Source organism: Mucilaginibacter sp. P2_A5, from assembly GCF_056404995.1.
Genome location: NZ_JBFUCY010000001.1, coordinates 69,890 through 95,242, shown reverse-complemented (window position 1 = coordinate 95,242; position 25,353 = coordinate 69,890). Strand labels below are relative to the sequence as shown.

20 protein-coding genes are annotated in these 25,353 nt (G+C 42.5%); 14 read left to right on the top strand and 6 right to left on the bottom strand.

Annotation, left to right across the window (positions count from 1 at the left end; translation table 11 throughout):
* Window positions 1–44 precede the first annotated feature (44 nt).
* The 8 genes from AC1DXF_RS00400 to AC1DXF_RS00365 all read left to right on the top strand — a co-directional run bounded on the left by AC1DXF_RS00400 (window position 45) and on the right by AC1DXF_RS00365 (window position 6,842).
* Window positions 45–686: a GNAT family N-acetyltransferase gene (locus tag AC1DXF_RS00400; RefSeq protein ID WP_477444965.1), complete on the top strand. Its 642-nt coding sequence runs from the start codon at window positions 45–47 to the stop codon at window positions 684–686.
* Window positions 687–764: 78 nt separating this feature from the next.
* On the top strand, window positions 765–1,196 hold the full coding sequence (locus AC1DXF_RS00395) for a four helix bundle protein (protein WP_477444963.1): 432 nt from the start codon (window positions 765–767) through the stop codon (window positions 1,194–1,196).
* 5 nt (window positions 1,197–1,201) lie between these two features.
* Entirely contained in the window at window positions 1,202–2,389 is a 1,188-nt protein-coding gene (gene argG / locus AC1DXF_RS00390) for an argininosuccinate synthase (RefSeq protein ID WP_477444961.1), read from the top strand.
* Between the two features lie 47 nt (window positions 2,390–2,436).
* A complete protein-coding gene (locus tag AC1DXF_RS00385; protein WP_477444959.1) occupies window positions 2,437–2,841 on the top strand; it encodes a cupin domain-containing protein in 405 nt (134 codons plus the stop codon).
* A 30-nt stretch (window positions 2,842–2,871) separates the two neighbouring features.
* Complete coding sequence (gene argC, locus AC1DXF_RS00380) at window positions 2,872–3,909, top strand: N-acetyl-gamma-glutamyl-phosphate reductase (protein WP_477444957.1); 1,038 nt, start codon at window positions 2,872–2,874, stop codon at window positions 3,907–3,909.
* A 155-nt stretch (window positions 3,910–4,064) separates the two neighbouring features.
* Window positions 4,065–5,192, top strand: a complete 1,128-nt coding sequence (locus tag AC1DXF_RS00375; protein ID WP_477444955.1) for an aspartate aminotransferase family protein — start codon at window positions 4,065–4,067, stop codon at window positions 5,190–5,192.
* Window positions 5,193–5,218: 26 nt separating this feature from the next.
* Window positions 5,219–6,166, top strand: coding sequence for an N-acetylornithine carbamoyltransferase (locus AC1DXF_RS00370; RefSeq protein ID WP_477444953.1), 948 nt, complete (start codon window positions 5,219–5,221; stop codon window positions 6,164–6,166).
* Window positions 6,167–6,233: 67 nt separating this feature from the next.
* Window positions 6,234–6,842, top strand: coding sequence for an FMN-binding negative transcriptional regulator (locus tag AC1DXF_RS00365; RefSeq protein ID WP_477444951.1), 609 nt, complete (start codon window positions 6,234–6,236; stop codon window positions 6,840–6,842).
* A 3-nt stretch (window positions 6,843–6,845) separates the two neighbouring features.
* Here the strand turns inward: AC1DXF_RS00365 and AC1DXF_RS00360 are convergent, their stop codons facing one another.
* Complete coding sequence (locus AC1DXF_RS00360; protein WP_477444949.1) at window positions 6,846–8,090, bottom strand: cation:proton antiporter; 1,245 nt, start codon at window positions 8,088–8,090, stop codon at window positions 6,846–6,848.
* A 57-nt stretch (window positions 8,091–8,147) separates the two neighbouring features.
* Entirely contained in the window at window positions 8,148–9,446 is a 1,299-nt protein-coding gene (locus tag AC1DXF_RS00355; RefSeq protein WP_477444947.1) for an NAD(P)/FAD-dependent oxidoreductase, read from the bottom strand.
* 203 nt (window positions 9,447–9,649) lie between these two features.
* Between AC1DXF_RS00355 and argB the strand changes: the two genes are divergently transcribed.
* The 4 genes from argB to AC1DXF_RS00335 all read left to right on the top strand — a co-directional run bounded on the left by argB (window position 9,650) and on the right by AC1DXF_RS00335 (window position 15,950).
* Window positions 9,650–10,495, top strand: a complete 846-nt coding sequence (argB, locus tag AC1DXF_RS00350; RefSeq protein WP_477444945.1) for an acetylglutamate kinase — start codon at window positions 9,650–9,652, stop codon at window positions 10,493–10,495.
* Entirely contained in the window at window positions 10,492–11,313 is an 822-nt protein-coding gene (proC, locus tag AC1DXF_RS00345) for a pyrroline-5-carboxylate reductase (protein WP_477444942.1), read from the top strand. The genes argB and proC overlap by 4 nt, the downstream gene beginning before the upstream one ends.
* Before the next feature lie 225 nt (window positions 11,314–11,538).
* Window positions 11,539–12,915 carry an aspartate kinase gene (locus AC1DXF_RS00340; protein ID WP_477444940.1) on the top strand — a complete coding sequence of 459 codons (1,377 nt, stop codon included), beginning with the start codon at window positions 11,539–11,541 and terminating at the stop codon, window positions 12,913–12,915.
* A gap of 206 nt (window positions 12,916–13,121) precedes the next feature.
* The gene (locus AC1DXF_RS00335; protein WP_477444938.1) at window positions 13,122–15,950 is read left to right on the top strand and encodes a S9 family peptidase; all 2,829 of its coding nucleotides are present in this window, start codon (window positions 13,122–13,124) and stop codon (window positions 15,948–15,950) included.
* A 262-nt stretch (window positions 15,951–16,212) separates the two neighbouring features.
* On the opposite strand, the gene AC1DXF_RS00330 is transcribed toward AC1DXF_RS00335, so the two are convergent.
* Genes AC1DXF_RS00330 through AC1DXF_RS00320 form a run of 3 tightly spaced genes read right to left on the bottom strand, consistent with a single transcriptional unit; the run spans window position 16,213 to window position 22,045 of the window.
* Window positions 16,213–17,898, bottom strand: coding sequence for a dihydrolipoamide acetyltransferase family protein (locus tag AC1DXF_RS00330; protein WP_477444936.1), 1,686 nt, complete (start codon window positions 17,896–17,898; stop codon window positions 16,213–16,215).
* A gap of 44 nt (window positions 17,899–17,942) precedes the next feature.
* Entirely contained in the window at window positions 17,943–19,190 is a 1,248-nt protein-coding gene (locus AC1DXF_RS00325) for a competence/damage-inducible protein A (protein WP_477444934.1), read from the bottom strand.
* A gap of 5 nt (window positions 19,191–19,195) precedes the next feature.
* Window positions 19,196–22,045 (bottom strand): putative LPS assembly protein LptD, encoded by a 2,850-nt coding sequence (locus AC1DXF_RS00320; RefSeq protein ID WP_477444932.1) that lies wholly within the window; start codon window positions 22,043–22,045, stop codon window positions 19,196–19,198.
* Window positions 22,046–22,097: 52 nt separating this feature from the next.
* Between AC1DXF_RS00320 and AC1DXF_RS00315 the strand changes: the two genes are divergently transcribed.
* Together AC1DXF_RS00315 and AC1DXF_RS00310 are read left to right on the top strand one after the other, a co-directional pair.
* Window positions 22,098–23,000, top strand: a complete 903-nt coding sequence (locus tag AC1DXF_RS00315; protein WP_477444930.1) for an N-acetylmuramoyl-L-alanine amidase family protein — start codon at window positions 22,098–22,100, stop codon at window positions 22,998–23,000.
* Window positions 23,001–23,299: 299 nt separating this feature from the next.
* Window positions 23,300–24,244 carry an MlaD family protein gene (locus tag AC1DXF_RS00310; RefSeq protein WP_477444928.1) on the top strand — a complete coding sequence of 315 codons (945 nt, stop codon included), beginning with the start codon at window positions 23,300–23,302 and terminating at the stop codon, window positions 24,242–24,244.
* A 173-nt stretch (window positions 24,245–24,417) separates the two neighbouring features.
* On the opposite strand, the gene AC1DXF_RS00305 is transcribed toward AC1DXF_RS00310, so the two are convergent.
* The gene (locus AC1DXF_RS00305; RefSeq protein WP_477444926.1) at window positions 24,418–25,332 is read right to left on the bottom strand and encodes a ribonuclease Z; all 915 of its coding nucleotides are present in this window, start codon (window positions 25,330–25,332) and stop codon (window positions 24,418–24,420) included.
* Window positions 25,333–25,353: the final 21 nt, after the last annotated feature.

Below are 25,353 nucleotides of genomic sequence, written 5' to 3'. Positions count from 1 at the left end.
AGGCGATCAAAAGCCAATTAATTTAACGGTAATTATCTATTTAAATGACCATACAAGATTTTGATATTCAGGTTGCTACAGCACAGCATGTAGATTATGCCACAATGATTTGCGATGAAATGGCCGAGTCGGCCAAAGCACGCGGAACGGGTATTGCACAACGCTCGCCAGAATATGTTGCCAACAAAATGCTGGAAGGCAAAGCAGTTATAGCCTTGCATAAAGACGGTACCTGGGCCGGTTTCTGCTACATTGAAACCTGGAGCCACGGGGATTTTGTAGCCAATTCGGGCTTAATTGTTAACCCCAATTTCCGTAAAGTTGGTTTAGCAAAAGCCATTAAACACGCTATTTTCCAACTTTCACGCAAAAAATATCCTGAGGCCAAAATATTCGGCCTAACCACAGGGCTGGCGGTAATGAAAATAAACTCTGAAATAGGATACGAACCCGTAACCTACTCAGAGCTTACCCAGGACGAGAACTTTTGGGCAGGTTGCAAAAGCTGCGTTAATTACGACATCCTGATGAGCAAAGGCCGCAAAAACTGTATGTGCACTGCCATGCTTTTTGACCCCGCCGAAAAATTGAAGCAGGACGAGGAGAAAATGAAACGTATCACGCACAAGGCAACGCTGCTCGAAAGGATAGAAAATGCAATAAAAAAACGCATTGGCCATGAATAGGTGAAAGGCAAAAGGTTAAAGGCGAAAGGTAGAACGAACTATAGGAAAAAGGTTAAGGGTGAAAGGTAGAAACAATAAATGAGGGATTATAAAAAGTTAGATGTTTGGAAAAAATCACATTTGCTTACCAAGCAAGTGTATGCTGAAATTTTACCAATAATGCCTATAGAAGAACGATTTGCTTTAACTAACCAATTGCGGAGATCTACATACTCTATTCCTTTGAATATTGTAGAAGGTTGCGGAAAAAATACGGATCGTGATTTTGTTCATTATCTTGATAATGCCTTAGGATCTGCGCATGAGGTAGAATATACTTGTTACCTGATTTATGACTTGGGATTTATATCAAAAGAAATTTATGAAAATACTAACACAGCAATAAATGAGATAAAAGCCATGTTAATTGGCTTCATAAAATTTTTACGGGGCGAAAACCTTTCGCCTTTAACCTTTTACCAAAAAATGGCGAGAACCTTTAACCTTTCGCCTTTAACCTTTTACCTCTAAAAAGAATGAAAAAGAAAGTAGTATTAGCATACAGCGGCGGATTAGACACCTCATTTTGCTGTATATATTTAACACAGGATCTTGGTTACGAAGTTCACTCGGTAATTGTAAATACCGGTGGCTTTAGCGACGAAGAACTAAAAGGGGTTGAAGAACGTGCCTATAAAATGGGTGTAACATCGCACCATGTGGTTGATGAAACTAAAAACTTTTACGATACCTGTGTTCGCTTTTTGATTTACGGTAACGTGTTGAAAAACAACACCTACCCGCTTTCGGTAAGTGCCGAACGTGTGAGCCAGGCTACAGCCATAGCCAACTATGCTAAAGAAATTGGCGCCGAGTTTGTTGCCCACGGCAGCACCGGTGCAGGTAACGACCAGGTGCGTTTCGATATGATCTTCAATATCCTTGTTCCCGAAGTAAAGATCATCACCCCTATCCGCGATTTAAAATTAAGCCGCGAGGAAGAGATCCAATACCTGAAAGATCATGGTGTGGAAATGAACTTCGAGAAAGCTAAATATTCCATCAACAAAGGCATCTGGGGAACTTCTGTTGGTGGTAAAGAAACTTTAACATCAAATTTAGGGTTGCCCGAAGAAGCGTGGCCAACCCAGGTAACCGAATCGGAAGTAAAAGATCTTGTTCTTGAATTTGAAAAAGGTGAACTGGTTGGTATTAACGGTAAAAAATATGATCATCCAACCAAAGCCATCCAGGCTTTACAAGCTATTGCACAACCTTATGGCATTGGCCGCGATATTCACGTTGGCGATACCATTATTGGTATTAAAGGCCGTGTAGGTTTTGAAGCTGCAGCACCAATGGTGATTATCAAAGCTCACCACACTTTAGAGAAACATGTGCTAACCAAATGGCAATTATCGTGGAAAGACCAGCTTTCTGCCTTCTACGGTAACTGGCTGCATGAAGGCCAATTTCATGACCCTGTTATGCGCAATATGGAGGCTTTTTTTGCTGATACCCAGTTAAATGTAAGTGGCAAAGTATTTGTGCAATTGCACCCATATCGCTTCCAGGTTATCGGAATTGAATCTAATCACGACCTGATGTCGAACAAATTTGGTAGCTACGGCGAAATGAATAACTCCTGGAGCGGCGAAGATGTTAAAGGTTTCTCCAAAATATTTGGTAACCAGGTAATGATCTATCATAAAGTAAACGGTTAAGCCCCCCAGCCCCCTGAAGGGGGAGCAAAAATTGCACAAGAATAATCATGGCAGACAAAGAAAATACCAACGCCATTCCTACTCCCCCTTTAGGGGGCCGGGGGGCACCCTTTTCAAAGGGCGAATGCCTGAAGCATTATAACTGGGGCGATGATTGCCACGGCTGGACTTTTATTGATACCGATGCATTATCTGTAAAACAGGAATTAATGCCGCCGGATACAGCCGAACAATTGCATTATCACGAAAAAGCAACCCAGCTATTCTTTATTTTGAAAGGACGGGCAACTTTCTCCATAGATGGGGAAACAACCGTTTTAAAGCCGGAGCAAGGCATCGAAATATTACCAGGTCAAAAACATTTTATCAGCAATAACGACCGGACAGACCTGGAGTTTATTTTATACTCATATCCATCAACAAATAATGACAGGATCAATGTCGCCCCCTAACCCCCTAAAGGGGGAACAACAATTGATATTATGATCGAAAACATAAAAGATACAACAAATAGTTCAACTCCCCTTTCAGGGGGCCGGGGGGCTATACGTGCAGGCATCATAGGTGGCGCGGGTTACACCGGCGGCGAAATGCTGAGGATCCTTATCAACCATCCCAATGTCGATATAGCTTTTGTACATAGCAACAGTAATGCAGGTAATTATATCTACGAGGTACATACCGATCTATTCGGTGATACCGACTTAAAATTCGCTGCTGAATTTAATACAGACGTAGATGTATTATTTCTTTGTGTTGGCCATGGTGATGCTAAAAAGTTTTTGGATGCCAATGAAATCCCAGACAATGTAAAGATCATCGACCTTAGCCAGGATTTTCGCTTAGCTCAAAACTCAAAACTCAAAAGCAAAAACTTTACCTATGGCTTGCCGGAGTTGAATCGTGAAGCTATTAAAACGGCAGAAAACATAGCTAATCCGGGTTGTTTTGCTACCTGTTTGCAATTGGGGTTATTGCCTTTAGCTTCAAAAGGTTTATTAACCAACGAAGTGCATATTACAGCTACTACCGGTTCAACCGGCGCCGGTCAGAGTTTAGCGGCCACATCGCACTTTACATGGCGGAATGATAACTTATCTGTTTACAAGGTATTTAATCACCAGCATTTAAATGAAATAGGGCAATCTTTAAAGCAGCTACAGTCTGGTTTCGATAAAGCCATCAACTTTGTACCTTATCGTGGCGACTTTACACGTGGTATTATCGCATCGATATACACAGAAAGCGATTTAAGCGAAGATGAAGCTTTAGCGCTATATCAAAACTATTACGAGGGTCACCCATTTACCCACGTCACCAACAGGAATATCGATTTAAAGCAAATTGTAAACACCAACAAATGCTTTATACAGGTAAAAAAATACGACAATAAAATATTCATTGTCAGCATTATGGATAATTTACTCAAGGGTGCCTCGGGCCAGGCAGTACAAAACATGAACTTGATGTTCGGACTGGACGAGCGCGCAGGACTACGACTTAAGGCGACTGCTTTTTAAGCTGAAAGCTGAAGGCAGTTGCCAACGATAACCAATATTTGTTTCAGCAAACAAATACGTAAATCAATAAAATTAAGGCAATGCTGACAGGCCTTAACAACCGCTAAGAAAATAAAGGCTTTCTGCCTTATGCTTTTAGCTTTCAGCTTAAAAAAATGAAATTATTCGACGTATATCCTATCAATCCAATAAATATAGTAAGAGGCCAGGGTAGCCTTGTTTATGATGCCCAGGACAACGAATACCTTGACATGTACGGTGGCCATGCTGTAATATCAATTGGCCATACCCATCCTCATTATGTAAAACGGTTAGAGGACCAGTTACACCAGTTGGGTTTTTATTCCAATTCTATCGAAATTCCAATCCAAAAAGAACTGGCCGCCAAATTAGGCAAAGTATCAGGTAAAGAAGATTATCAGCTATTCCTTTGTAACTCGGGTGCCGAAGCAAACGAGAATGCTTTGAAACTGGCATCGTTTTATAATGGTAAAAAGAAAGTTATTGCATTTACCAAAGCATTTCACGGGCGCACATCTTTAGCTGTTGCAGTTACTGATAACCCAAAGATTGTAGCCCCTATTAACGAAACCGACAATGTAATATTTTTGCCATGGGCCGATGAAGCTGCTTTAGCGAAGGCTTTTGCCGAAAACGAAATATCTTCTGTAATCATTGAAGGCATCCAGGGGGTTGGCGGTATACAGGTTGCACCTGAGGGGTTCCTGCAAAAAATCCGGTCGTTATGTGATGAATATAACGCTGTTTTTATAGCCGACTCTGTTCAATGTGGTTACGGGCGTACCGGTAAATTCTTTTCGCAGGATTTTGCGGGGATAGACGCGGATATTTACAGTATGGCAAAAGGAATGGGCAATGGTTTCCCGGTTGGTGGTATCATTATTTCGCCAAAAATACAGCCGGCTTACGGCATGCTGGGCACTACTTTCGGTGGCAACCATTTGGCTTGCGCCGCCGGATTGGCCGTACTGGAAGTAATGGAACAGGACAACCTGATGCAGAACGCAGCCACTGTTGGCGAGTACCTGATAAAGGAACTTAAAAAACTGGAGCAGGTAAAAGAAGTAAGAGGCCGTGGCCTGATGATTGGCATTGAATTACCAGAAGAACTGGCGCATGCACGTAAAGAGCTTTTATTTAAACACCATATTTTTACAGGCGAGGCTAAGCCAAACGTGGTAAGGTTATTGCCCGCCTTGAACCTTACAAGGGCGCATGCGGATAGATTCCTGGAAGCTTTTGTAGATGTTTTAAATCAATAGATAGCAATATATAATAATCCCGACCGATGAAACTATTTTCTTCTGTAAACGACGTTACCGATATTGATGCCCTTGTAAAAGAGGCATTGGCGCTTAAGCAAAACCCTTATGCCAACCAGGAATTGGGTAAAAATAAAACCCTTGCATTGGTGTTTTTAAACCCAAGTTTGCGTACCCGTATGAGCACGCAAAAAGCGGCCCTTAACCTGGGCATGAACGTAATGGTGCTTAATATCGATAAAGAAGGCTGGGCGCTGGAGCTTCGCGATGGCGTTGTAATGGACGGAACAACGGTTGAACATATCCGCGAAGCGGCGGGTGTTATGGGCCAATATGCCGATATTATCGGAGTACGTTCATTCCCGGGCCTGCGTAACCGCGAAGAAGATTATAGCGAAATGATATTTAACAAGTTTGTAGAGTTTTGCAAAGTACCGGTAGTGAGCCTGGAATCGGCTACCCGCCATCCTTTGCAAAGCCTTGCAGATTTGGTTACCATTACCGAATTAAAAACTACTGCGCGCCCTAAAGTGGTATTAACCTGGGCGCCGCATATTAAGCCACTGCCACAAGCTGTACCAAACTCATTTGCCGAGTGGATGTGCAAGGCAGATGTTGATTTTACCATCGTTCAGCCTAAAGGATATGAACTTTGTGCCGATTTCACCCAGGGTGCAACCATCGGCTATAACCAGGATGAGGCCTTAGCCGGCGCCGATTTTATCTATGTAAAAAACTGGTCGGCCTATGAGCCTTACGGTAATATATTGGGTAAAAATGAGGAATGGATGCTAACCAATGAAAAATTGAAATTAACCAATGATGCCAAGGTGATGCATTGCTTACCTGTTCGACGCAATTTAGAGCTGTCTGACGAGATTTTGGACGGGCCTAACAGCATTGTGGTACACGAGGCGGGTAACCGCGTTTGGGCAGCGCAGGCTGTGCTAAAGCAAATGCTGGAAAGCTTGTAGTAGGCCTTTAAAAATACGAGTATTCGGCCAAAAAATCTTAACTCTTGTTTCTTGATTCTCGAGAACTATGTATATACCAGCCTTCAATAAGTTCCCAAACCAGCAAGAAGCTATTAGCTTTATGCAACGCTATAGCTTTGCCACTATCATTACTGCTGATCATGATGTGCCGGTTGCTACCCACCTGCCCTTTTTGATTGAACAGCGTGATGATAAAGTAGTTCTGTTATCTCATTTCGCCAAAGCCAACCCACAGGCGTCGGCCATAATTGATAAACCGGTATTGGTGATATTCACCGAACCGCATGCTTACATATCCCCCACCAATTACGAAAAGGAAACTAATGTGCCAACCTGGAATTATTTAGCTGTACACGCCTATGGCAAGGCCAGGTTATTGGCCGATGGTGAGGAAACGGCTGGATTGTTAGCAAAAATGATAAACAATTACGAAGCCGGCTATCAGCAACAATGGAATAACCTGCCCGACGATTACAAGCAAAAAATGATGAAAGGCATTGTGGCATTTGAAATCATTGTCGACGATTTGCAAGGCAAACAAAAGCTAAGTCAGAACAGATCAGTACTTGAGCGAGAAAACATCATCAATACCCTAAGTAAAAGCGAAGATTCCGTTGAAAGCGAGATCGCTAAATATATGTCGAAATTAAAATAGCGGCTATTCAATATATTTAGATGCCTTGTTTATCATGGCATTAAGCGTAAGTCCCTGCACTATCACCGAGAATATCACTATAAAATAGCTTCCAGACAGGATCAGGTGGCGGTAAGGTGTATTTGGCAAAGTTAGTGCTAAGGCGATGGAGATGCCTCCCCTTAAGCCAGCCCAGGTCATTACATTAATATTGCTGTAATTGACCTTTAATGACCGCCGTAAAAAGGTAAGTGGCAACATAATACTCAGCCAACGGGCAATCAAGATAAAAACAATAGATATGCTCCCGGTAACCCAATAATTATTTACGAACGGTAAATTAATAAGCTGTAGGCCAATCATTACAAACAAAATAGTATTCAGCATTTCATCAACCAATTGCCAGAATTTTTCCAGCGCTTCATGCGACCGTTCTTTATTATCCTGGTTGATGGAATGGCTCCCGGCAAACAAACCTGCGGTTACCACCGATAGCGGTATCGAAAATTCAAAAATAGTGGCCAGTACCGATAAGCCCATCACCAATGCCAATGAGATAAGCACAATGGTTTGAAAATCCTTTACCGATTTCATGAGCCGTTGTGCAAGGTACCCAAAAACGGCTCCTGCTATAATCCCGACCAAAACTTCCTTTAAAATGAGTACAACTACTTTCGAAGCTTCTATATTTTTTTCGCCTACATCGGTTATTTCAAGTAAAATCACAAATAGCACCAAACCTACGCCACCGTTAAACAGCGATTCGCCCGAAATAATGGTTTCCAGGTGCGCGGGCAATTTTGAATTTTTAACAATTGCAGAAACCGCCACCGGGTCGGTAGGTGACACTAAAGCGCCGAACAGCAGGCAATAAATAAGCGGCATGTGGATATGGAAAAATGGAGCCAGGTAATACAATAGAAAACCGAAAATGGCTGTAGATAAGATTACTCCTAAGGTGCTTAGTACTAACACGGGCCGCATTTCCTTTTTTAGCTTTTTTCCGTCGAGATTAAACGCGCTGGAAAACAGCAGGAAACCCAGCATAATATTGAGCACCACCTTCGAAAAGTCGATATTCTTGGCAAGGGTAGTCAAATACCTGGCCGTTGTTGGATTCAGTTTATCAACAACTAATATAACAATAGAAACTATGGTGGCTATCAAAACAATACCGATGGTACCCGGAAGTTTTATAAAGCGTGCATTTAAATAGGAAAAAAATGCACTTACAATAACCAATAAGGCAATTACAACAAATAAATCCATAGGCGTTTACTTTTTTACTAATAAAATAAAGGCCGCAATGTTTTAAATCAGCTGTTTTTATTTAGACTCCGGATCCGTCATCCTGGTCTCCGTATCAAAATAGCGCACTATCAGGCGGTTGTCGCTGTTTTTGTTAAAGTAGTTAATAGCCCAGCTAAAAAAGATAATTCCCTTATTCGTAAAACCGGCTAACGACATTAAATGCACAAATCCCCACAATAACCAGGCAAAAAGTCCCTGGAAATGAAGCTTACCCAAATCGGCCACCGCCTTATTGCGCCCAATTGTAGCCAACGATCCTTTGTCTTTATATTTAAACGGAACTGTAGCCTGGTTATTCAATATCCTGAGCAGGTTTTTGGCAAGCCATTCTCCCTGCTGGATAGCCGCAGGAGCCACTCCCGGATGCCCGTTCGGCGTTTCCGGTGTTATCATAGCCGATACATCGCCAATGGCAAAAATGTTACTGTAACCATTTACCTTATTAATTTCATCAACTTGTATGCGGTTACCCCTTGTAATATTAGTTGGGGGTAAGCCGGCGGGTACCTCGCCTTTTACGCCGGCAGCCCATAAAACATTGCGGGTAAGTATGGTTGTGCCATCATCTATTTTAAGCAAAACGCCATCGTAGCTTTGCACGTGTACGCTATTGTAAATGGTAACGTCCATTTCTTCCAAAAACTTTTTTGCTTTTGCTGATGCTGCCGGCGAGAAGGCGCCAAGCACAACATCCTTACCCTCAACCAGGTAAACTTTCATATTATGTTTACGTAAGCCATGATAGTCTTTCATTAAAATCAACTGGCGCATTTCGGCAAGTGCGCCGGATAGCTCCACGCCTGTCGGCCCTCCGCCCACAACTACAAAGGTCATCAATGCTGCTTTTTCCTCCGGGTCTTTAGTAACTAACGACATCTCGAGGTTTTGTAATATCAAACTACGCAGGTTTAAGGCTTCGGGGATGTTTTTCATCGGCATAGCAAAATGCTCAATTTCCTTGTTACCAAAAAAGTTGGTGTTTGAACCTGTTGCAATAATCAGGTAATCGTAATATATAGTACCAATATTGGTAGTGAGCGTATTGGTTTCAGGATGTATTTGCTCAACTTCGGCAAGCGCGAACCTAAAATTATCCTGTTTGGTAAAAATCCTGCGGATGGGAAAACCAATAGAATCTGCAGCGATAGAGCCAGCGGCTACCTGGTAAAGCAACGGCTGAAATGTGTGGTAATTATGTTTGTCCAGCAGCAAAACATCCACCGGTGCATTTTTAAGGTTCTTAGCCAGTTCAAGTCCCCCAAAACCGCCGCCAATAATCACGACACGCGGCTTTGTACCTTTCTTTTTATCCATAGGTAAATTTTATAGCAAGTTTAATGCCTTAAATTGATGTATACTAATTATTTCATAATCAAATTGTAAACTTACAATACTGTAACCAGATAATCATTTTTGAATGATTTTTATAAGAAATAGACTATAATTTCTTATTTTTAACAGATTTTTATTAAAAACAGGATCAAATTGATAAGTGCCGTGTTAAATTACTGTGAAGAATGAACAAAAGTGATACAGTTTCTATTAAATCAACCGAAATAGCGGCCAAAAAAAGTCTGCATGTTGTCAAAATCGGTGGAAATGTAATAGATAACTCCGAAAACTTATATCATTTCCTGAATGATTTTAAAGCGCTGGATGGGTTTAAAATATTGGTACATGGTGGCGGCAAGGTGGCAACACAAATTGCGGGGGATTTGGGTATTGAAGCCAAACTTGTTGATGGGAGGCGTATTACTGATATCGAGACGTTAAAAGTGGTTACGATGGTGTATGGCGGACTTATTAACAAAAATATTGTAGCCCAGTTACAACGTTTTGGCAATAACGCTATAGGGCTTACAGGCGCAGATGGTAATTTTATCAAAGCAAAAAAACGCCCGGTAAAAACTATTGATTATGGCTTTGTGGGCGATATAGACGAGAATTCTATAAACCCGGGCAATATAAGCAGGCTGATGGAAGCGGGCTTTACCCCCGTTTTTTGCGCGATAACACATGACGGAGAAGGGCAATTGCTAAATACCAACGCCGATACCATTGCATCGGCATTGGCGGTAAACCTGGCGTCGTTATATGATACAACACTCATCTATTGCTTTGAAAAAAAGGGTGTGTTGCAGGATATTGATGATGAAGACTCATTAATAAGGGAAATAAACCCCGAACATTACGAAGAATTAAAAAAAGAACGCATTATACACAGCGGCATGCTACCTAAACTCGATAATGCATTTACAGCGATAGCCTGCGGCGTGAAAGCTGTAATAATTGGCAAAAGCGACGATTTAGGAAATATAAAGAATAACAAACCATTTGGAACACGTTTAAGTAAAACCACATGAACGCATCACAGCAAATAGCCATTTTGGGCTCTGGAAACATCGGGCTTTCGTTAGCCAAAGGGTTGGTTAAAGCAGGTATTTGCAAACCCCAGCAAATAACACTTACACGCAGAAACGCGGGCGCATTGGCAGAATATGCTGCTTTAGGCTACCATACCACCGATAACAATTTAAAAGCCGTTAAAAAATCGGATATTATAGTTTTAGCAGTTTTGCCGCAGCAATTAAATAAGTTACTTGACGAGATAAGGCCTGCAATTAAGCCCGAAAAACAACTCCTGATATCGGTAATATCCGGCGTAAGTTGCAGCGATATCCGCCAGCAACTGGAATTAAACGTGCAGGTGGTACGTGCTATGCCAAATACGGCCATAGCCATTGGTCATTCCATGACCTGTATTGCCACCGATAACGGTACCAATAAAAACATCAACCTGGTAAAATCACTTTTTGATACCGTTGGCGTAAGTATCCAGATTAATGAAGAACTGATGACATCGGCTACAGCGCTTTGTGCCTGCGGTATTGCTTTCTTCTTGCGCTCTATCCGCGCTGCATCGCAAGGCGGCACCGAGATTGGTTTTCACGCCGGCGATGCCTTGAAAATGGCTGCACAGACGGCCAAAGGCGCTGCCGATTTGTTATTGCAGCTATCATCGCACCCCGAACAGGAGATTGATAAGGTAACGTCGCCAAGCGGTTGTACCATTGCGGGGCTTAACGAGATGGAGCATAATGGCTTTAGTTCGGCCATGATTAAGGGGATTAAACTATCTGCTGAGAAGGCCGGCGATCTTTATAAAAAAGAAGAGCATTAATATTAACACACAAATTGTCACAGATCTTTTCTAATTACACGAATTAGATTGGTTTCAAGACAATCCTGAAATACACTATAATTAGTGCCGGTTTTTTCGAATTTTACGAATTTGATTAGTGTAAAGGCAGTTATATCATATAAAATTTTCATATCCAAATAGACAGAAATTTGCTTTTTATTCGTGTAATTCGACAAAATTCGTGTCTATTCGTGTTTTAAAATAATGTTAACAGTAGAAAAAATCGGCGGTACATCCATGACCGCATTGGGCGATGTGATCAAAAACATCATCCTGTTTGAACGTAGCGGGCAGCAATTGTACAACCGCATATTTGTAGTTTCGGCATTTTCGGGGGTAACCAACCTCCTACTCGAAAATAAGAAGACCAAAGCACCCGGCGTTTACCATCGCTTAGCCACTTACAAAGACTTTCATAAGCCCTTAAAGGCACTTGTAGTTAAACTTAAACAGATTAATAAAAGCTACGAAAGCCTGGGGCTTAACATAACACAAGCTGATGCTTTTATAGAGCAGCGCCTTAACGATGCGCAAACTTACCTGGAAAATATTGCCAATATCCTGGCATCCGGCTACGTAAATAAGGCTGATGTTTTATTAGCTGCACGCGAAATCCTGGCCTCTATTGGCGAAAGTCATTCGGCTTTTAACTTTGCCAATATCCTCAATAATATGGGTATCAACGCAACTTTTGTCGACTTGAGTGGCTTTCACGATCATCGGTCGTTCACTATCGATCAGCGTATCAAAAAAGATTTGCAGCGTATAGATTTCAACAGCACCATCACTATTGTTACAGGTTATGCCAAGGGTACCGAAGGTATTATGCGCGAGTTTGACCGCGGCTACTCTGAGGTCACTTTTAGTAAAATAGCCGTTGAAGTAAAACCACAGGAAGCTATCATCCATAAAGAATACCATTTATGTACCGCCGACCCGCAATTGGTAGGTGTTGAAAATTGTTTCCCGGTGGGCAATACCAATTATGATGTGGCCGACCAATTAGCCGATGTGGGCATGGAAGCTATCCATCCAAAAGCATCCAAACCATTAGAGATCAATGACATTGACCTGAGGATAAAAAACACTTTCCAGCCTGAACATCCCGGCACGCTAATCACACGCGAGTACATATGTGATAAAAAAAGGGTTGAGGTAATTACCGGTACCGAGCACGTAATGATGATTGATATATACGACCCATCGATGGTGGGCAACGTAGGTACCGATTTTCATATCATGCAGCTGTTTTATAAATATGGCGTAAGCTATACTTTTAAGGCTACCAGCGCCAACAGCATCTCGATTGTGATATGGGATAAAGATTTCAATAAAAAACTGATACAGGAATTGGAAGATGATTACGAGAAAGTAACTGTAGAAAAAATGGCAATGGTATGCCTCATTGGTTCCAACATGGATCAGCCGGGACTATTGGCCAAATCGGCAACGGCACTGGCGCAAAGGGGCATCAATATTAAAAGCTGCGGCTTTGCCCTGCGTAAGGTAAACATCCAGTTTTTGGTTGCAAGAGAAGATTTTGCGGAGGCTATAAAGGCATTGAATAAAGCGATGATATAGTTCTTTTAGGCAAAAGGTAAAAGGTGAAAGGCGAAAGGTGAGGTGAAAGGTAAAGGCTAGCTGAAACGGTCGGTTAACCCATACCTTTCAGACCACTCACCAATCACCAATCACAACTCACAACTCACAACTCACAACTCACCGCCCAAGGCATTGTAACTTTCCCGTGGTTAATTTTTATAAGCGGGCTATTTTGAGCATATTTAATGGTTAACAAAGTTGATATGCGTAAACTGTTCCTTATAATCTTTTTATCGGCTGCCTGCGTTAGCCTATCCGCTCAAACAACATCAAAAAAGCCCTTAGACCATTCCGTTTTCGACGGATGGCAAAGCATAAACGGTCAGCGGATAACTAATGATGGTAAATGGGTTATGTATGTTGTAAAACCGCAGGAGGGCGATGCCGACCTGGTGATAACCGATGCCAAAAACACAACCAAAGTACAGATACAGCGTGCAGATACAGCGCGTTTCAGCAGCGACGGCAAATTTGCTGTATTCCAGATCAGGCCGTTTTTTAAAGATACCAGGCAGGCTAAGATCAAGAAGAAAAAACAATCGGAGTTCCCTAAGGATACGTTAGGATTTATTTCACTTTCAACGCAAAGTATAACCAAAATACCGTCGGTCAGAAACTTTAAAATAGCCGAGAGTGCCGATGTAATCGCCTATCTATCCGCTGCTGATACCTTAAAAAAACCTGCACCTGGCGATACCTCCAAAAAAGCTATTAAAGAAACTACCGCACCGCCAACGCAGAATGGTGCCGACCTTACGATAAAACAATTGGCAGGTACCATAACCCATACATTTAAATACATTACCGATTACCAGGTAAGCAAGAATGGCAAGCTGGTGGCTTTTGCAGTTACCGCACCGGCAAAGCAAAAACAATTTACTTCTGGTCTGTATGTCTTTGATGTGGATAAGAATGCGGTAAAAATTATCAGCAAAGGTAGGGGCAATTACCACAATATAACTATTGATGATGCCGGCAGGCAGGTGGCCTTTGCCGCCGAGAAAAACCCTGAAAAAGCACTGGTAAAACCATTTAAACTTTATTATTACAACTTAACCCGCGACAGCGCCGCCGTAATAGCCGCAGAAGGTTTAGAAACCATGCCTGAAAAATGGGCTGTGAGCGGAGATGGCAAAATATATTTCAGCAAGAGTGGCGCAAACTTATTTTTTGGCACCGCCCCTATCCCCAAACCGGCTGATACTACCATTGTTGATTTTGAAGTAGCCAGGCTGGATATCTGGAACTATAAAGATGATTACCTGCAGCCACAACAACTCAAAAACCTGCAAAAGGAATTAAAACGAAGTTACCTGGCAGTTATCCGACCGGAAGACCCTACATCCAAACAAGTACAATTGGGTAGCAAAGCCATTCCCGAAGTTTTTGTAGCCGAGAACAAGAACGCCCGTTATGTTTTGGGCCTTACCGATACCGGCGCGCGCGTACAAGCCCAATGGGAAGGTGATACCAGGCAACAAGCCATTTTAATTGACACCAAAAGCGGCAACAAACGGCTGATAAACCAAGGTATAAAGGCAAATTACCAAATCTCGCCGGATGGGCAATACGTAATATGGTTTAATTTCGATGATCAGCAGTGGTACAGCTACCAGATCATGACCGGCACTAAAACAAAACTGACAAAATCTATCGGTACAAAAATGGGCAATGAATTGAACGATGTACCCAACTATGCCCAGGAATATGGATTGGCAGGCTGGACAAAAGACGATAAAGCCGTACTTATTTATGACCGTTACGATATCTGGAGCATTGATCCGGCTACTGGCGAGGCCACTAATTTTACCACCGGTATAGGACGTAAAAACAAACTCATCATCAGGTATGATATAACAGATCCTGAACAAAAGTACATCCCCTCCGGGCAGGCAATGTGGTTACTGGCACAGAGCGAAGAAACCAAACAATGGGGGTACTTTGTAAAAAAGCCCGAAAGTAAATCCCCGCCTGAAAAGGTAACCTGGGGCAAATATAGCTATGGCGATTTAACCAGGGCAAAAAAGGCGGCAATTTACATCTACACCAAAGCCAATTATGAATCTTCGCCGGATTTATATATATCAGCCGATCTTAAAAAAGAGGTTAAGTTAAGCAGCATCAACCTTCAGCAGGCCCAATACAATTGGGGTACTGCCGAACTGGTGCACTGGACTACACCTAAAGGCTATAAGTCGGCCGGTATTTTATATAAACCGGAGAATTTCGATCCCAACAAAAAATACCCGATGATAGCTTATTTTTATGAAAAGCTTTCCGAAGGATTATATAATTATATGCCCCCTGCCCCAACCCCATCACGCCTGCCCATTTCGTTTTTTGTAAGTAATGGTTATTTGGTGTTTGCGCCGGATATCAGCTATAAAACAGGCCATCCAGGCGCTTCGGCGATGGAATTCATCAATTCGGGGGTCGAATCATTGAAAAAGAATTCGTGGGTTGATGGCGCGCATATAGGCATCCAGGGGCAAAGCTGGGGCGGATACCAGGTGGCTTACCTGATTACCCAAACAAATATGTACGCAGCTGCCTGGGCAGGCGCCCCGGTTGCCAACATGACCTCGGCCTATGGCGGCATTCGCTGGGAATCGGGTGTTAACCGCCAGTTTCAATACGAAAAAACGCAAAGCCGCATTGGCGCCACGTTATGGGAAAAACCGGAGTTGTATTTAGAAAATTCACCGCTATTCCAGCTACCCAAGGTACAAACCCCGGTAATGATCATGAGTAACGATGCGGATGGGGCGGTACCATGGTACCAGGGAATAGAAATGTTTACAGCCCTGCGCCGCCTGGGTAAACCAGTTTGGCTGCTGCAATATAACGGCGAAGCACACAACCTTGTTCAGCGGCAAAACCGCAAAGATATTACCATACGCGAGCAGCAGTATTTCGATCACTTTTTGAAAGGCGCGCCAGCGCCCGTTTGGATGGCCAAAGGAGTACCCGCTATGGATAAAGGTAAAGACTGGGGCTTTGAGCTTGTAAAATAGGAAGCCCCTCTAAATCTCCCCTAAAGGGGAGACTTTCAACTCATTGTGTTCCGTTTCATATTGGTGTAACTTTGGTCAAAAAAATCAATATTTCCAATTTTTACCTACTAACGCATTGATAAATAAATACTTATGGACTTTAAATTAATTTTTCTGTACGACATAATTTGTCGTACTGTACTCAAAAAAAGCCAAAACAAGTGGTTTGAAACAACAAAGCCGGACTGATTGGCCCGGCTTTGTCATTTTATAGCATGAAGGTTTATATCTCCCTGCTTGCATCCCACTTCTCCAGGTAATCGGCCACACGGCGCACAAATGAGCCTCCTAAGGCACCGTCAACAACCCTATGGTCATATGACAGCGACAGGAACATCATATGGCGTATGGCTATTACATCACCCTGCGGCGTTTCAATTACGGCTGGTTTTTTCTTGATGGCGCCAACTGCAAGTATCGCCACCTGCGGCTGGTTAATAATCGGCGTGCCCATCACATTGCCAAACGAGCCTACATTAGTGATGGTAAACGTGCCTTCACGAACATCATCGGGCAATAATTTACCTGTACGCGCACGGTTGGCCAGGTCATTAACCGCTTTGGTAATCCCTAACAGGTTTAACTCATCAGCTTTTTTAATCACCGGCACTATCAGGTTACCGTTGGGTAAAGCGGTTGCCATACTGATATTGATAGCAGCCTTCTTGATGATCTGCGTACCATTCACGGTTACATTGATCATCGGAAAATCCTTAATCGCTTTAACTACAGCCTCAATAAATATCGGGGTGAAAGTTATTTTTTCGTTCTCGCGTTTTTCAAAACTGCTCTTCACCTTTTCGCGCCATAAAACCAGGCCGGTTACATCGGCCTCAACAAATGAGGTAACATGTGGCGAGGTTTGCTTGCTCATTACCATATGATCGGCAATAAGGCGGCGCATCCTGTCCATCTCGATGATCTCATCAGCTCCAGATACCGAATTCCCGGCCGATGCAGGTTGTGCAGGCGGAACTTCAGCTTTTGGCGCGGACGCTCTTTCGGGCCCCGGTACAGGTTGTGGCTCCGGAACCTGTGTTGCTTCTGGTTCGTTCACCTGTGCAGGCTCAAATGCAGCAGTCGCCGGCTCTTCTGTTGCAGCCTGTTCGGTCACCGGGCTTTCGTCTGGCGCGGCAACACTTGATGGCTCAACAGTTTGCGATGCCGCCGCTACAGATTGCCCAGGTGCTGCCTCTTTTTGAGCGGCGTCAGGCGAGTTTTTATATTGTATATAACTTAACAGGTCATCTTTGGTCAAACGCCCTTCAGATCCGGTTCCGGGAATACGGTCAAGCTCATCTATACTGATATTTTCCTGGCTGGCAATATTACGTACCAAAGGCGAGTAAAACCTACCTTCGCCTTTAAAGTTTTGGTTGTAAGGTGATGGGGCCTTTTGCTCAAGCTGCGCCAAATCCGGGATAGCAATTGGGGCCGAAACATCAGGCTGAAATTCTGTAATCTCCCTATCTTCAACAACAGGCGCCTGTTCAGTGTAATATACTTCTTTAAACGGAGTATATTCCTCAAAATGAGCTTGCTTTTCTTCAACAGGAGCAGCCTCATTGATGTGAGGTATTTCAATTGCAGGAATGGTGGTTTCAATTGCAGATGCCGGGTTTATCTCTGGCTCGGGCGCTTTCTCTGGTTCGACAGCTTTTTCCGGTTCGGCCGTTTCAATAATCGCTATTATTGCCCCTACCTGTACCACGTCGTTTTCCTGGTATAGCTGCTCTATTAATTTACCGGCCACCGGCGACGGCACATCAGAATCAACTTTATCAGTCGCTATCTCCATTACTGCTTCGTCGGCATCAACGCGATCTCCTGGATTTTTGTTCCATTTAATTACGGTTGCTTCCGCAACGCTTTCACCCATTTTTGGCAATAACAGTTGATATTTGGCCATAGATATAAATTATGCTTTCTGCACAAAATTATACATTTTGCGGTTTAATCTACAACATCTGTTAGTAAAGTATTCAACATGGATAATGCTGTTACAGCACTCCTTTCGATGTTTTGCTGTCTTTTATTGCCAAATGTGTATTTCTTTATCAACAACTTTCCTTTACCTGCAACCGCAATCCACACAGTACCAACGGGTTTATCTTCGGTACCGCCATCGGGCCCGGCTATCCCTGTTATGGATATGGCAAAATCCGACTTAAAATTTAATAGTGCGCCTTCTACCATTTCTTTCACTGTTTGTTCGCTTACGGCGCCAAAAGTTGCCAAAGTTGTTGGTTTTACCCCCAAAATATGCTCCTTTAACTCGTACGAATACACAATTCCGCCTCCAAAAAACACTTTTGATGAACCGGCATGCTGGGTAAAAAGATGAGAAAGATATCCGCCCGTACAGCTTTCGGCAACCGATAAGGTTAACCCTTTTTCGGCCATTTTATTAAGGATCGCTTTCTCTAAAGGAATATCTTCGGCAACTACAAAAACGCGGCCTATCCGCTCTATTATTTTTGCGGCAAATTCATCAACGCCATTTTGCATCAATGCAATATCATCACCAAAAGCACTCAGCCGTAACCGCACCTGGCCCAATTTGGGCAAATAAGCCAGCTTAATATACGGTGGCAGCGCATCTTCAATATCCGCTATCCTTTCGGCCAAAAATGATTCGCCTTCGCCTACTGTTAAGAGTGTTTTGTGGATGATTGAGGGCAGTTTCAGCGTAGCTTTTAACTTTGGTATCACACCACCTTCCATCATGTACATCATCTCGAAGGGAACGCCCGGCATCGACACATATATCACGCCATCATGGTTAAACCACATACCAGGCGCCGTACCGTTTTTGTTTAATATGATCTCGCAGTTTGATGGTACCTGGGCCTGTAGCCGGTTAATTTCAAGCAACGGGCGGTTATATTTGGCAAAAATACGCTCCACATTTTCCAATGCTTGTTTATCTTCTACCATTTCGGTCCCAAAATACTCTGCCAATGTTTTTTTGGTGATATCATCTTTCGTCGGGCCTAATCCTCCGGTAATAAAAATAACTTTAGCCCGGCCTGCGGCCTCAGCCAATGCTTTAAGGATATGTTCCTTATCGTCAGACACCGACGAGATCTGTTTTACCCTTATTCCTATTTTATTAAGCTCCTTGGCCATCCAGGCCGAATTGGTATCAACAATTTGTCCTATCAGTATTTCGTCGCCAATGGTTATGATCTCTGCCAGCATAATAATTAATAAAAAGTCCTGCTACTTGAATAGTCGTTTCTTTTACTCAGTTTCAAGTCCTGCAAAATAGTCGATTTTACCTTTAATGTAACATTATATGATTTTAAATAACCAAAAGGCACCCATTGAAACGAAAGGTCCCAGCAATGCAAATCGCGATAAATAGAAAATGAGGTAGCGCTGGCCAGCTTCATCGCCTTAAAATCGTAGTTGGTTGAGTATTGAATTTTCCATTTTTGGGTGATGCTTACATCGCCGCTTATCATCAGCGTGTTACTGGTAGATACCTGGTTAAGATAATTACTGTAGCTGTAACTGTAATTTAAGGAGATATTCCAGGGTACGTTAAAATCCACATATGAATTTGGATCGCTGTTTACCAGTGCCAAACGTTGCAATTGTGGGGTGCCTGCCCCTTGCAAGGTATTCACATTAGGTGTACCTGGTGCTTTAGCCGATGTGGAATTTAGGCTGCCGCTCATTGAAATACTCAGTTGGTTTAACTGCGGAAACTGACCGTTTGACCACCTGAACTTATTAACCCGCTGGCTGGTGCGTACAATAGTATTGTTAGCAATAGAATCATGCACAGCGGTAACATAAGGATCAAATGAGCCGCTAAAACTAATATTTACCTTTTGTTTAAAAATAGCCGTGTGCCCCGAAAACTGAATATTGGCCAATTTCATGGAGTCGGCGGCAAAATTGTAAAAACTTGAAAATGACAAGCCCTGTAAAAGGGTGATCTTCCTGTCGGTGCCTGATGTATCGGTACTTTTGGCTTTCAGTTTAGCTTCGATCATATTATCCACCGCAAAGCTGATACCGGCCTGCTTGCCGGCGGATGGATAGCCATAAACGCCGTTTTCCAAAATTGAATATCTTTGATAGGTATAGGGATATGGCACACTGGCCTGGCTTACCGCCGTTTTATAATATCCGTAGCTTGGGTCGCTAAAATCAGGGGTGTAACCAAAACCAATTGAAGGGGTCATTACGTGCCTTATAGCTTTTAAATTGCCTTTAAAGTTTAAAGTACCGTATAACTTAGTTGATAGGCCGGTACTTAAACTGTAGTTGCCTGCACGCTTAAAACCTTGCAGTGTATCAACCAATAACTGATCAGAGTTGCTGATGCTTCCGCGTTCAAAATGTTTGTTTACACTTTGAAAATACCAACGCTCGGTATAATTTACGCTGCTGTTAAACTGAAAATATTTTAGCACATTTAACCCAAGGCTCAGCGGGATCTGGTGTTGAATGCCATTTTGTAACCGTTTAGTAACTGTACTTTTAAATAACTCCGACTCGGGAATGCTGTTTACCTTATTGGTGGCATTCATGTTATAGCTCACTGTTATTTTTTGATACCATTTTTGCTCGCCAACCCTGTCTTTTGAATCAAACGGGTTAATTGACGACATACCAAAAGCGATAGTTGGCAGCTCAATAGTTATTGTTTTATTGGCTATATCCTGGCTGTGGCCAATACCAACACTTAAGTTAAAAGGTGTACCCGCCCATGTTTTGCCATAGGAGATACTTGACCGTAAGCTACTTTGCGCGGCGGTAACTACGTTATAGTTTGACGTTGAAGGATTACGCGAAAAATAACCCGAGGTACCCGCGTTTACCGATGCGCTGAATGTTGAACCGGGATTGGCGCTTGGATCCTGCGAGTGTGTCCAATCTATATGGATATCTTTTGCGGCAGGATCGCCAGGGAGGCCGTAATTGTGCGATCCGTAACTTAAGGACAGGTTACCGGTATATTTATAACGGACAAGGTACCGTGCAGTAGAATTAACCTCATATGATCCTTTGGAGTAGATGGTACCCGTTGTAGTTAAATCCACATAATCACTTAAGCCCAGGTAATAGCCGAAGCCGGACAGCTTAAAGCCCAGTTTTGCATCCTCGCCAAAAGTTGGCAGGATAACCCCGGATGTTCGCGTATTGGGTTTCGGAAAAAAACCAAACGGAATAGCCAATGGTAAAGGCACTCCCTCAATTTCCAGGTAAGCCGGCCCGGATATGATCCTGTTTTTTTCGCCGATACCTTTGGTAATCACAATGCCAAAGTGTGTATCCGGAAAAGGCAAATCGCAGGTGCTAAATATAACGTTACGATAGGCGACCTCAGTTTCATTAAGTTTTTTTGCCTGGCCTCCTGATATAAAATTACCTTCCTGTTCGGACGCCGGGTTATAAAGTTTACCTTTTTTGGTGGTGTAATTAAACAACAACGAATCGGACGCAATTGGCTTTTCGCTTTTTGATTTGGATAGCGGCCGGCCAACATAACGCCTGGTACGTGGATCAATGCTCCCGCTGGCAAAAATGAGGTGATTTTTCTGGTCGACCCTGATATAGTCTGCATCCAGCTCAAAATCTTCATAAGTTACCCTTGCGCGGCCATACAGGTATAAAATATTATGTTCGTTATCAACAATTGTCGAATCCTCGGCCACCGCCTTAACCTCCGATTGGATGCCGTCTTTCTTTTTTGTAGTATCGGTTGCGGGCAAGGCAGTTTGGGGCTTACCCGGGATTGTTGGCTTATTCTGGATAGTCCTGTTTTTATTGGTATCCGCCTTAATAACGGTATCTACAGCAGGGGTAACATTAAAAGTATTGTTTACTCCCCGCCCATCTGCATTTAGATTTGGCTTAGTTTGTTTAGATTTCTTAACTTTAAGAAGTTTCCTGTCTCTTGCCTTAGTGGTATCGAGTTTAATAATCGTATCTGCAACGGCCTTGCGGCTATACCTGTTATATGTACCTTTGCTTTCGGCAACCAGTACATTTACCGTTAAAATAATTGCAAGCAGAAAAAAAAGAGTTATGAATTTCAAAATTGATTATGAATAGTATTTTTGCAGATATAGTTAACAGCGTTCAAAAATAATGAAAAATAGGGCATTGAAAAGATTGATTTATAGTTTATTGGTATTGTTGGTACTCCTTTCATCGTTCCCACTTATTTCTTACGGCTTCATCAAAACAGATACGGTTGTCAATTCGGGTTTCAAAATAAAAACTATTATCGTTGATGCCGGTCACGGCGGCAGGCCCACCGGGACGGGGCATTTCTCGCACGGGGCATCAGGAAGTTTTTCTTCAGAAAGAAATGTAACGCTCGCCATCGCTTTAAAATTGCAGGCTGCCATAGAAAAAGATATGGCTGGTGTAAAGGCTGTTTTAACCCGGTCGACAGAGGATGACGTATCGTTTGAACGCCGTGCCGAAATAGCTAACGAAAACAAAGGGAACCTTTTTATATCCATCCATTGCAACTCACTATCTGACAGGCATGTGCGGGAAAAAGTTGGCACAAAGCGCCATAAACCGGTTTACCGTACCGTAAGCGTACCGGATCGTTCGGGCAAGGGTGTGTTGTTATTGGTTTACGGTTTACACCGGTCAAAAGAAGAAGAAAGGACCATAGTACATAACCAGGTTGAAGAAGATTCAGGGATGGATGCCGGTTTGGATCCGGACGATCCGATTACTATCATTTTAACCAACGAGTATAAAAGAAAATTTAGACAGCAAAGTATTAAACTGGCTACTTTAATTAATAGCGAATTTGTTGAAACCGATGGACGCCCAAGCGAGGGTTTAAGGGAGCAGGGTATTTATGTGTTATGCCATACGGCAATGCCATCTGTTTTGGTTGAAACAGGGTACATTAATAACCCAAGCGATGAAGCATACTTAAACTCGGAAGACGGGCAAAACCAAATTGTAAGTTCAATTGTGCGTGCGTTGTTAAATTATAAGAACGATGTTGAGCATGTATCGCAATAATTTACCCACGAATTTGTTACTAATTATATCGAATTTCACGAATTATAAAAGTTGAATATAACGAGACACACGAGTTTTTTCGAATTGAGATGAATTACACAAATTATAAAATCAATTGTTTTTTTTCAATTCGTGTAATTCGGAAAAATTCGTGACAATTCAATTAGTGTGAACTTCAATTCGCGATAATTAGTGTGTATAAAAACTTAATCAGTTGTTCAAACGTATATTTGCATATAACATCACCTGTACCGCGGGCATTGCCTGCAAAAAACATTTAAACATAATCACACTACTTAATGAAAATTTCAAACGAAACAAAAATTGGCGCCCTTACGGTAATAGCAATCACCATACTTGTTTTAGGATACAGCTTTTTAAAAGGCAACGATGTATTCTCGGGATCAAATAAATTTTACGCCGTATATAATAGCGTTGAAGGCCTTGGCGTATCAAAACCGGTGTTGGTAAATGGTTTCCAGATTGGCCGTATTTCAAAAATGGAGCTTCAGCCGGATGGACGTACCATAGTGGAGTTTAAGATTGAGGAGAAATACGATATCCCAAACAATACCCTGGCCAAGCTGGAAAGTACCGATCTTTTAGGTAGTAAAGCCATTGTTTTTGAGTTGGGCAACAGCAAAATACTCGCCGAAAATAAAGATACTTTGAAGGCTGACATACAGGGAAGCCTGGCCGAAAGCCTGCAGCCGATTCAAAAAAAGGCCGAAATGCTGATTACAAAACTCGACTCGTCGTTGGCGGCTATCAATAAAATCCTGAACCCAAACTTTCAGAAAAATGTTGACCGCAGTTTTATGAGCATTGCCAACTCATTACAAACACTGGAGGGGGTTACCAAAAAGATAGATAACCTTGTGGGCACCCAAACCAAACATATTGACGTGATACTATCAAATGCCGAAGTAGTATCGTCTAACTTAAAAACGAGCACCGTACATATAAACGGCATGGCTACTAATTTTGAAAAAATAAGCAATGATATAGCAGCGTCAAACATTAAAAACACATTGGATAATGCCAACAAAGCGATGGCTGATTTACAGGCTACTATCGCCAATATCAATTCTAACAAAGGCACTTTAGGCTTGTTAATGAACGATGATAAGGTATACAAAAACATGGATGCAGCCACCAACAGCCTCAACAACCTGTTGCTCGATTTAAAAGCCCATCCTAAACGCTATGTAAGCTTCTCGGTATTTGGCGGTAAAAAAGACTAGGGGAAAGAATCAAGAGTTAAGAATCAAGAATTAAGACAAGCGCAAAAAAGCCGGTGATCATTAACAATCACCGGCTTTTTTTGCACTGAAGTTCTTGGTCTCGAATGAGAATAACATTAAAAATCATCAAACATCTGAAATTTGCACATTTGAAATCTGCACATCTGCAGGCATTATTCAATGTAAAAAGTGCGTCCTTCAACAGCCAGTTCGGTTGCGGGGAATACGCTTTTAGCTTCATCCAACAATTCCGTCAGGGTTTTATAACGGGCAGAAAAGTGGCCAATCAATAATCTTTTTGCGTTTGTTTTTAATGCCACATCACCGGCCTGTAACGCGGTGGTATGGTAGGTATCGTTGGCCCTGTCCAGCATTTCATTTAAAAATGTGGCTTCGTGGTAAAGCAGGGTGGCATTGGTTATTTGTGCAAAATATTGTTCCCCGTATAGTGTATCCGAGCAGTAGGCGTATGATTTGGGCTGATCCGAATCAATAGTCAGATCGTCGTTTTTATACACTTGCCCGCTTGGTGCAATATAATCCGCGCCTTTTTTTAGCGCCGTAAAATAAGGTACCGGGATTTGCAAATGCTCAATTACCTCCTTGCGTAGTTTGCGCAGGCGCTTTTTTTCTCTAAATATAAAACCTGTGGTATCAATCCTGTGGTTAAGGGGGATTGTTTCAACAATAATATCGTTGTTGTTTACAATCACTTCGGGGTGTTGGGTGTGCGTCTGCTTAAACTCTAAGGGGAAGTGCAGGATAGTTTCTGAATATTTTAATTGCAGATCGATGATCTCCATTAAATGCGGCGGCCCGAAAAGATAAAGTGTTTTTTTACGCCCGTTAAGGTGCATTGACGACAAGAGCCCAACCAGGCCGAGATAATGATCCCCGTGCAGGTGACTGATGAAAATATAATCTATCCTGCTGGCTTTAATATCAAAACGCAGCATTTGCTGCTGGGTGCCTTCGCCGCAGTCAATTAAGTACAAGTGCTCGTTTATATTGAGCACTTGTGCTGTAGGGTTTCTGTTAAAAATGGGGGTGGCAGAACTGCTTCCGAGTATTGTTACCTCAAATTTCATAATGGGATAACAATATATGAT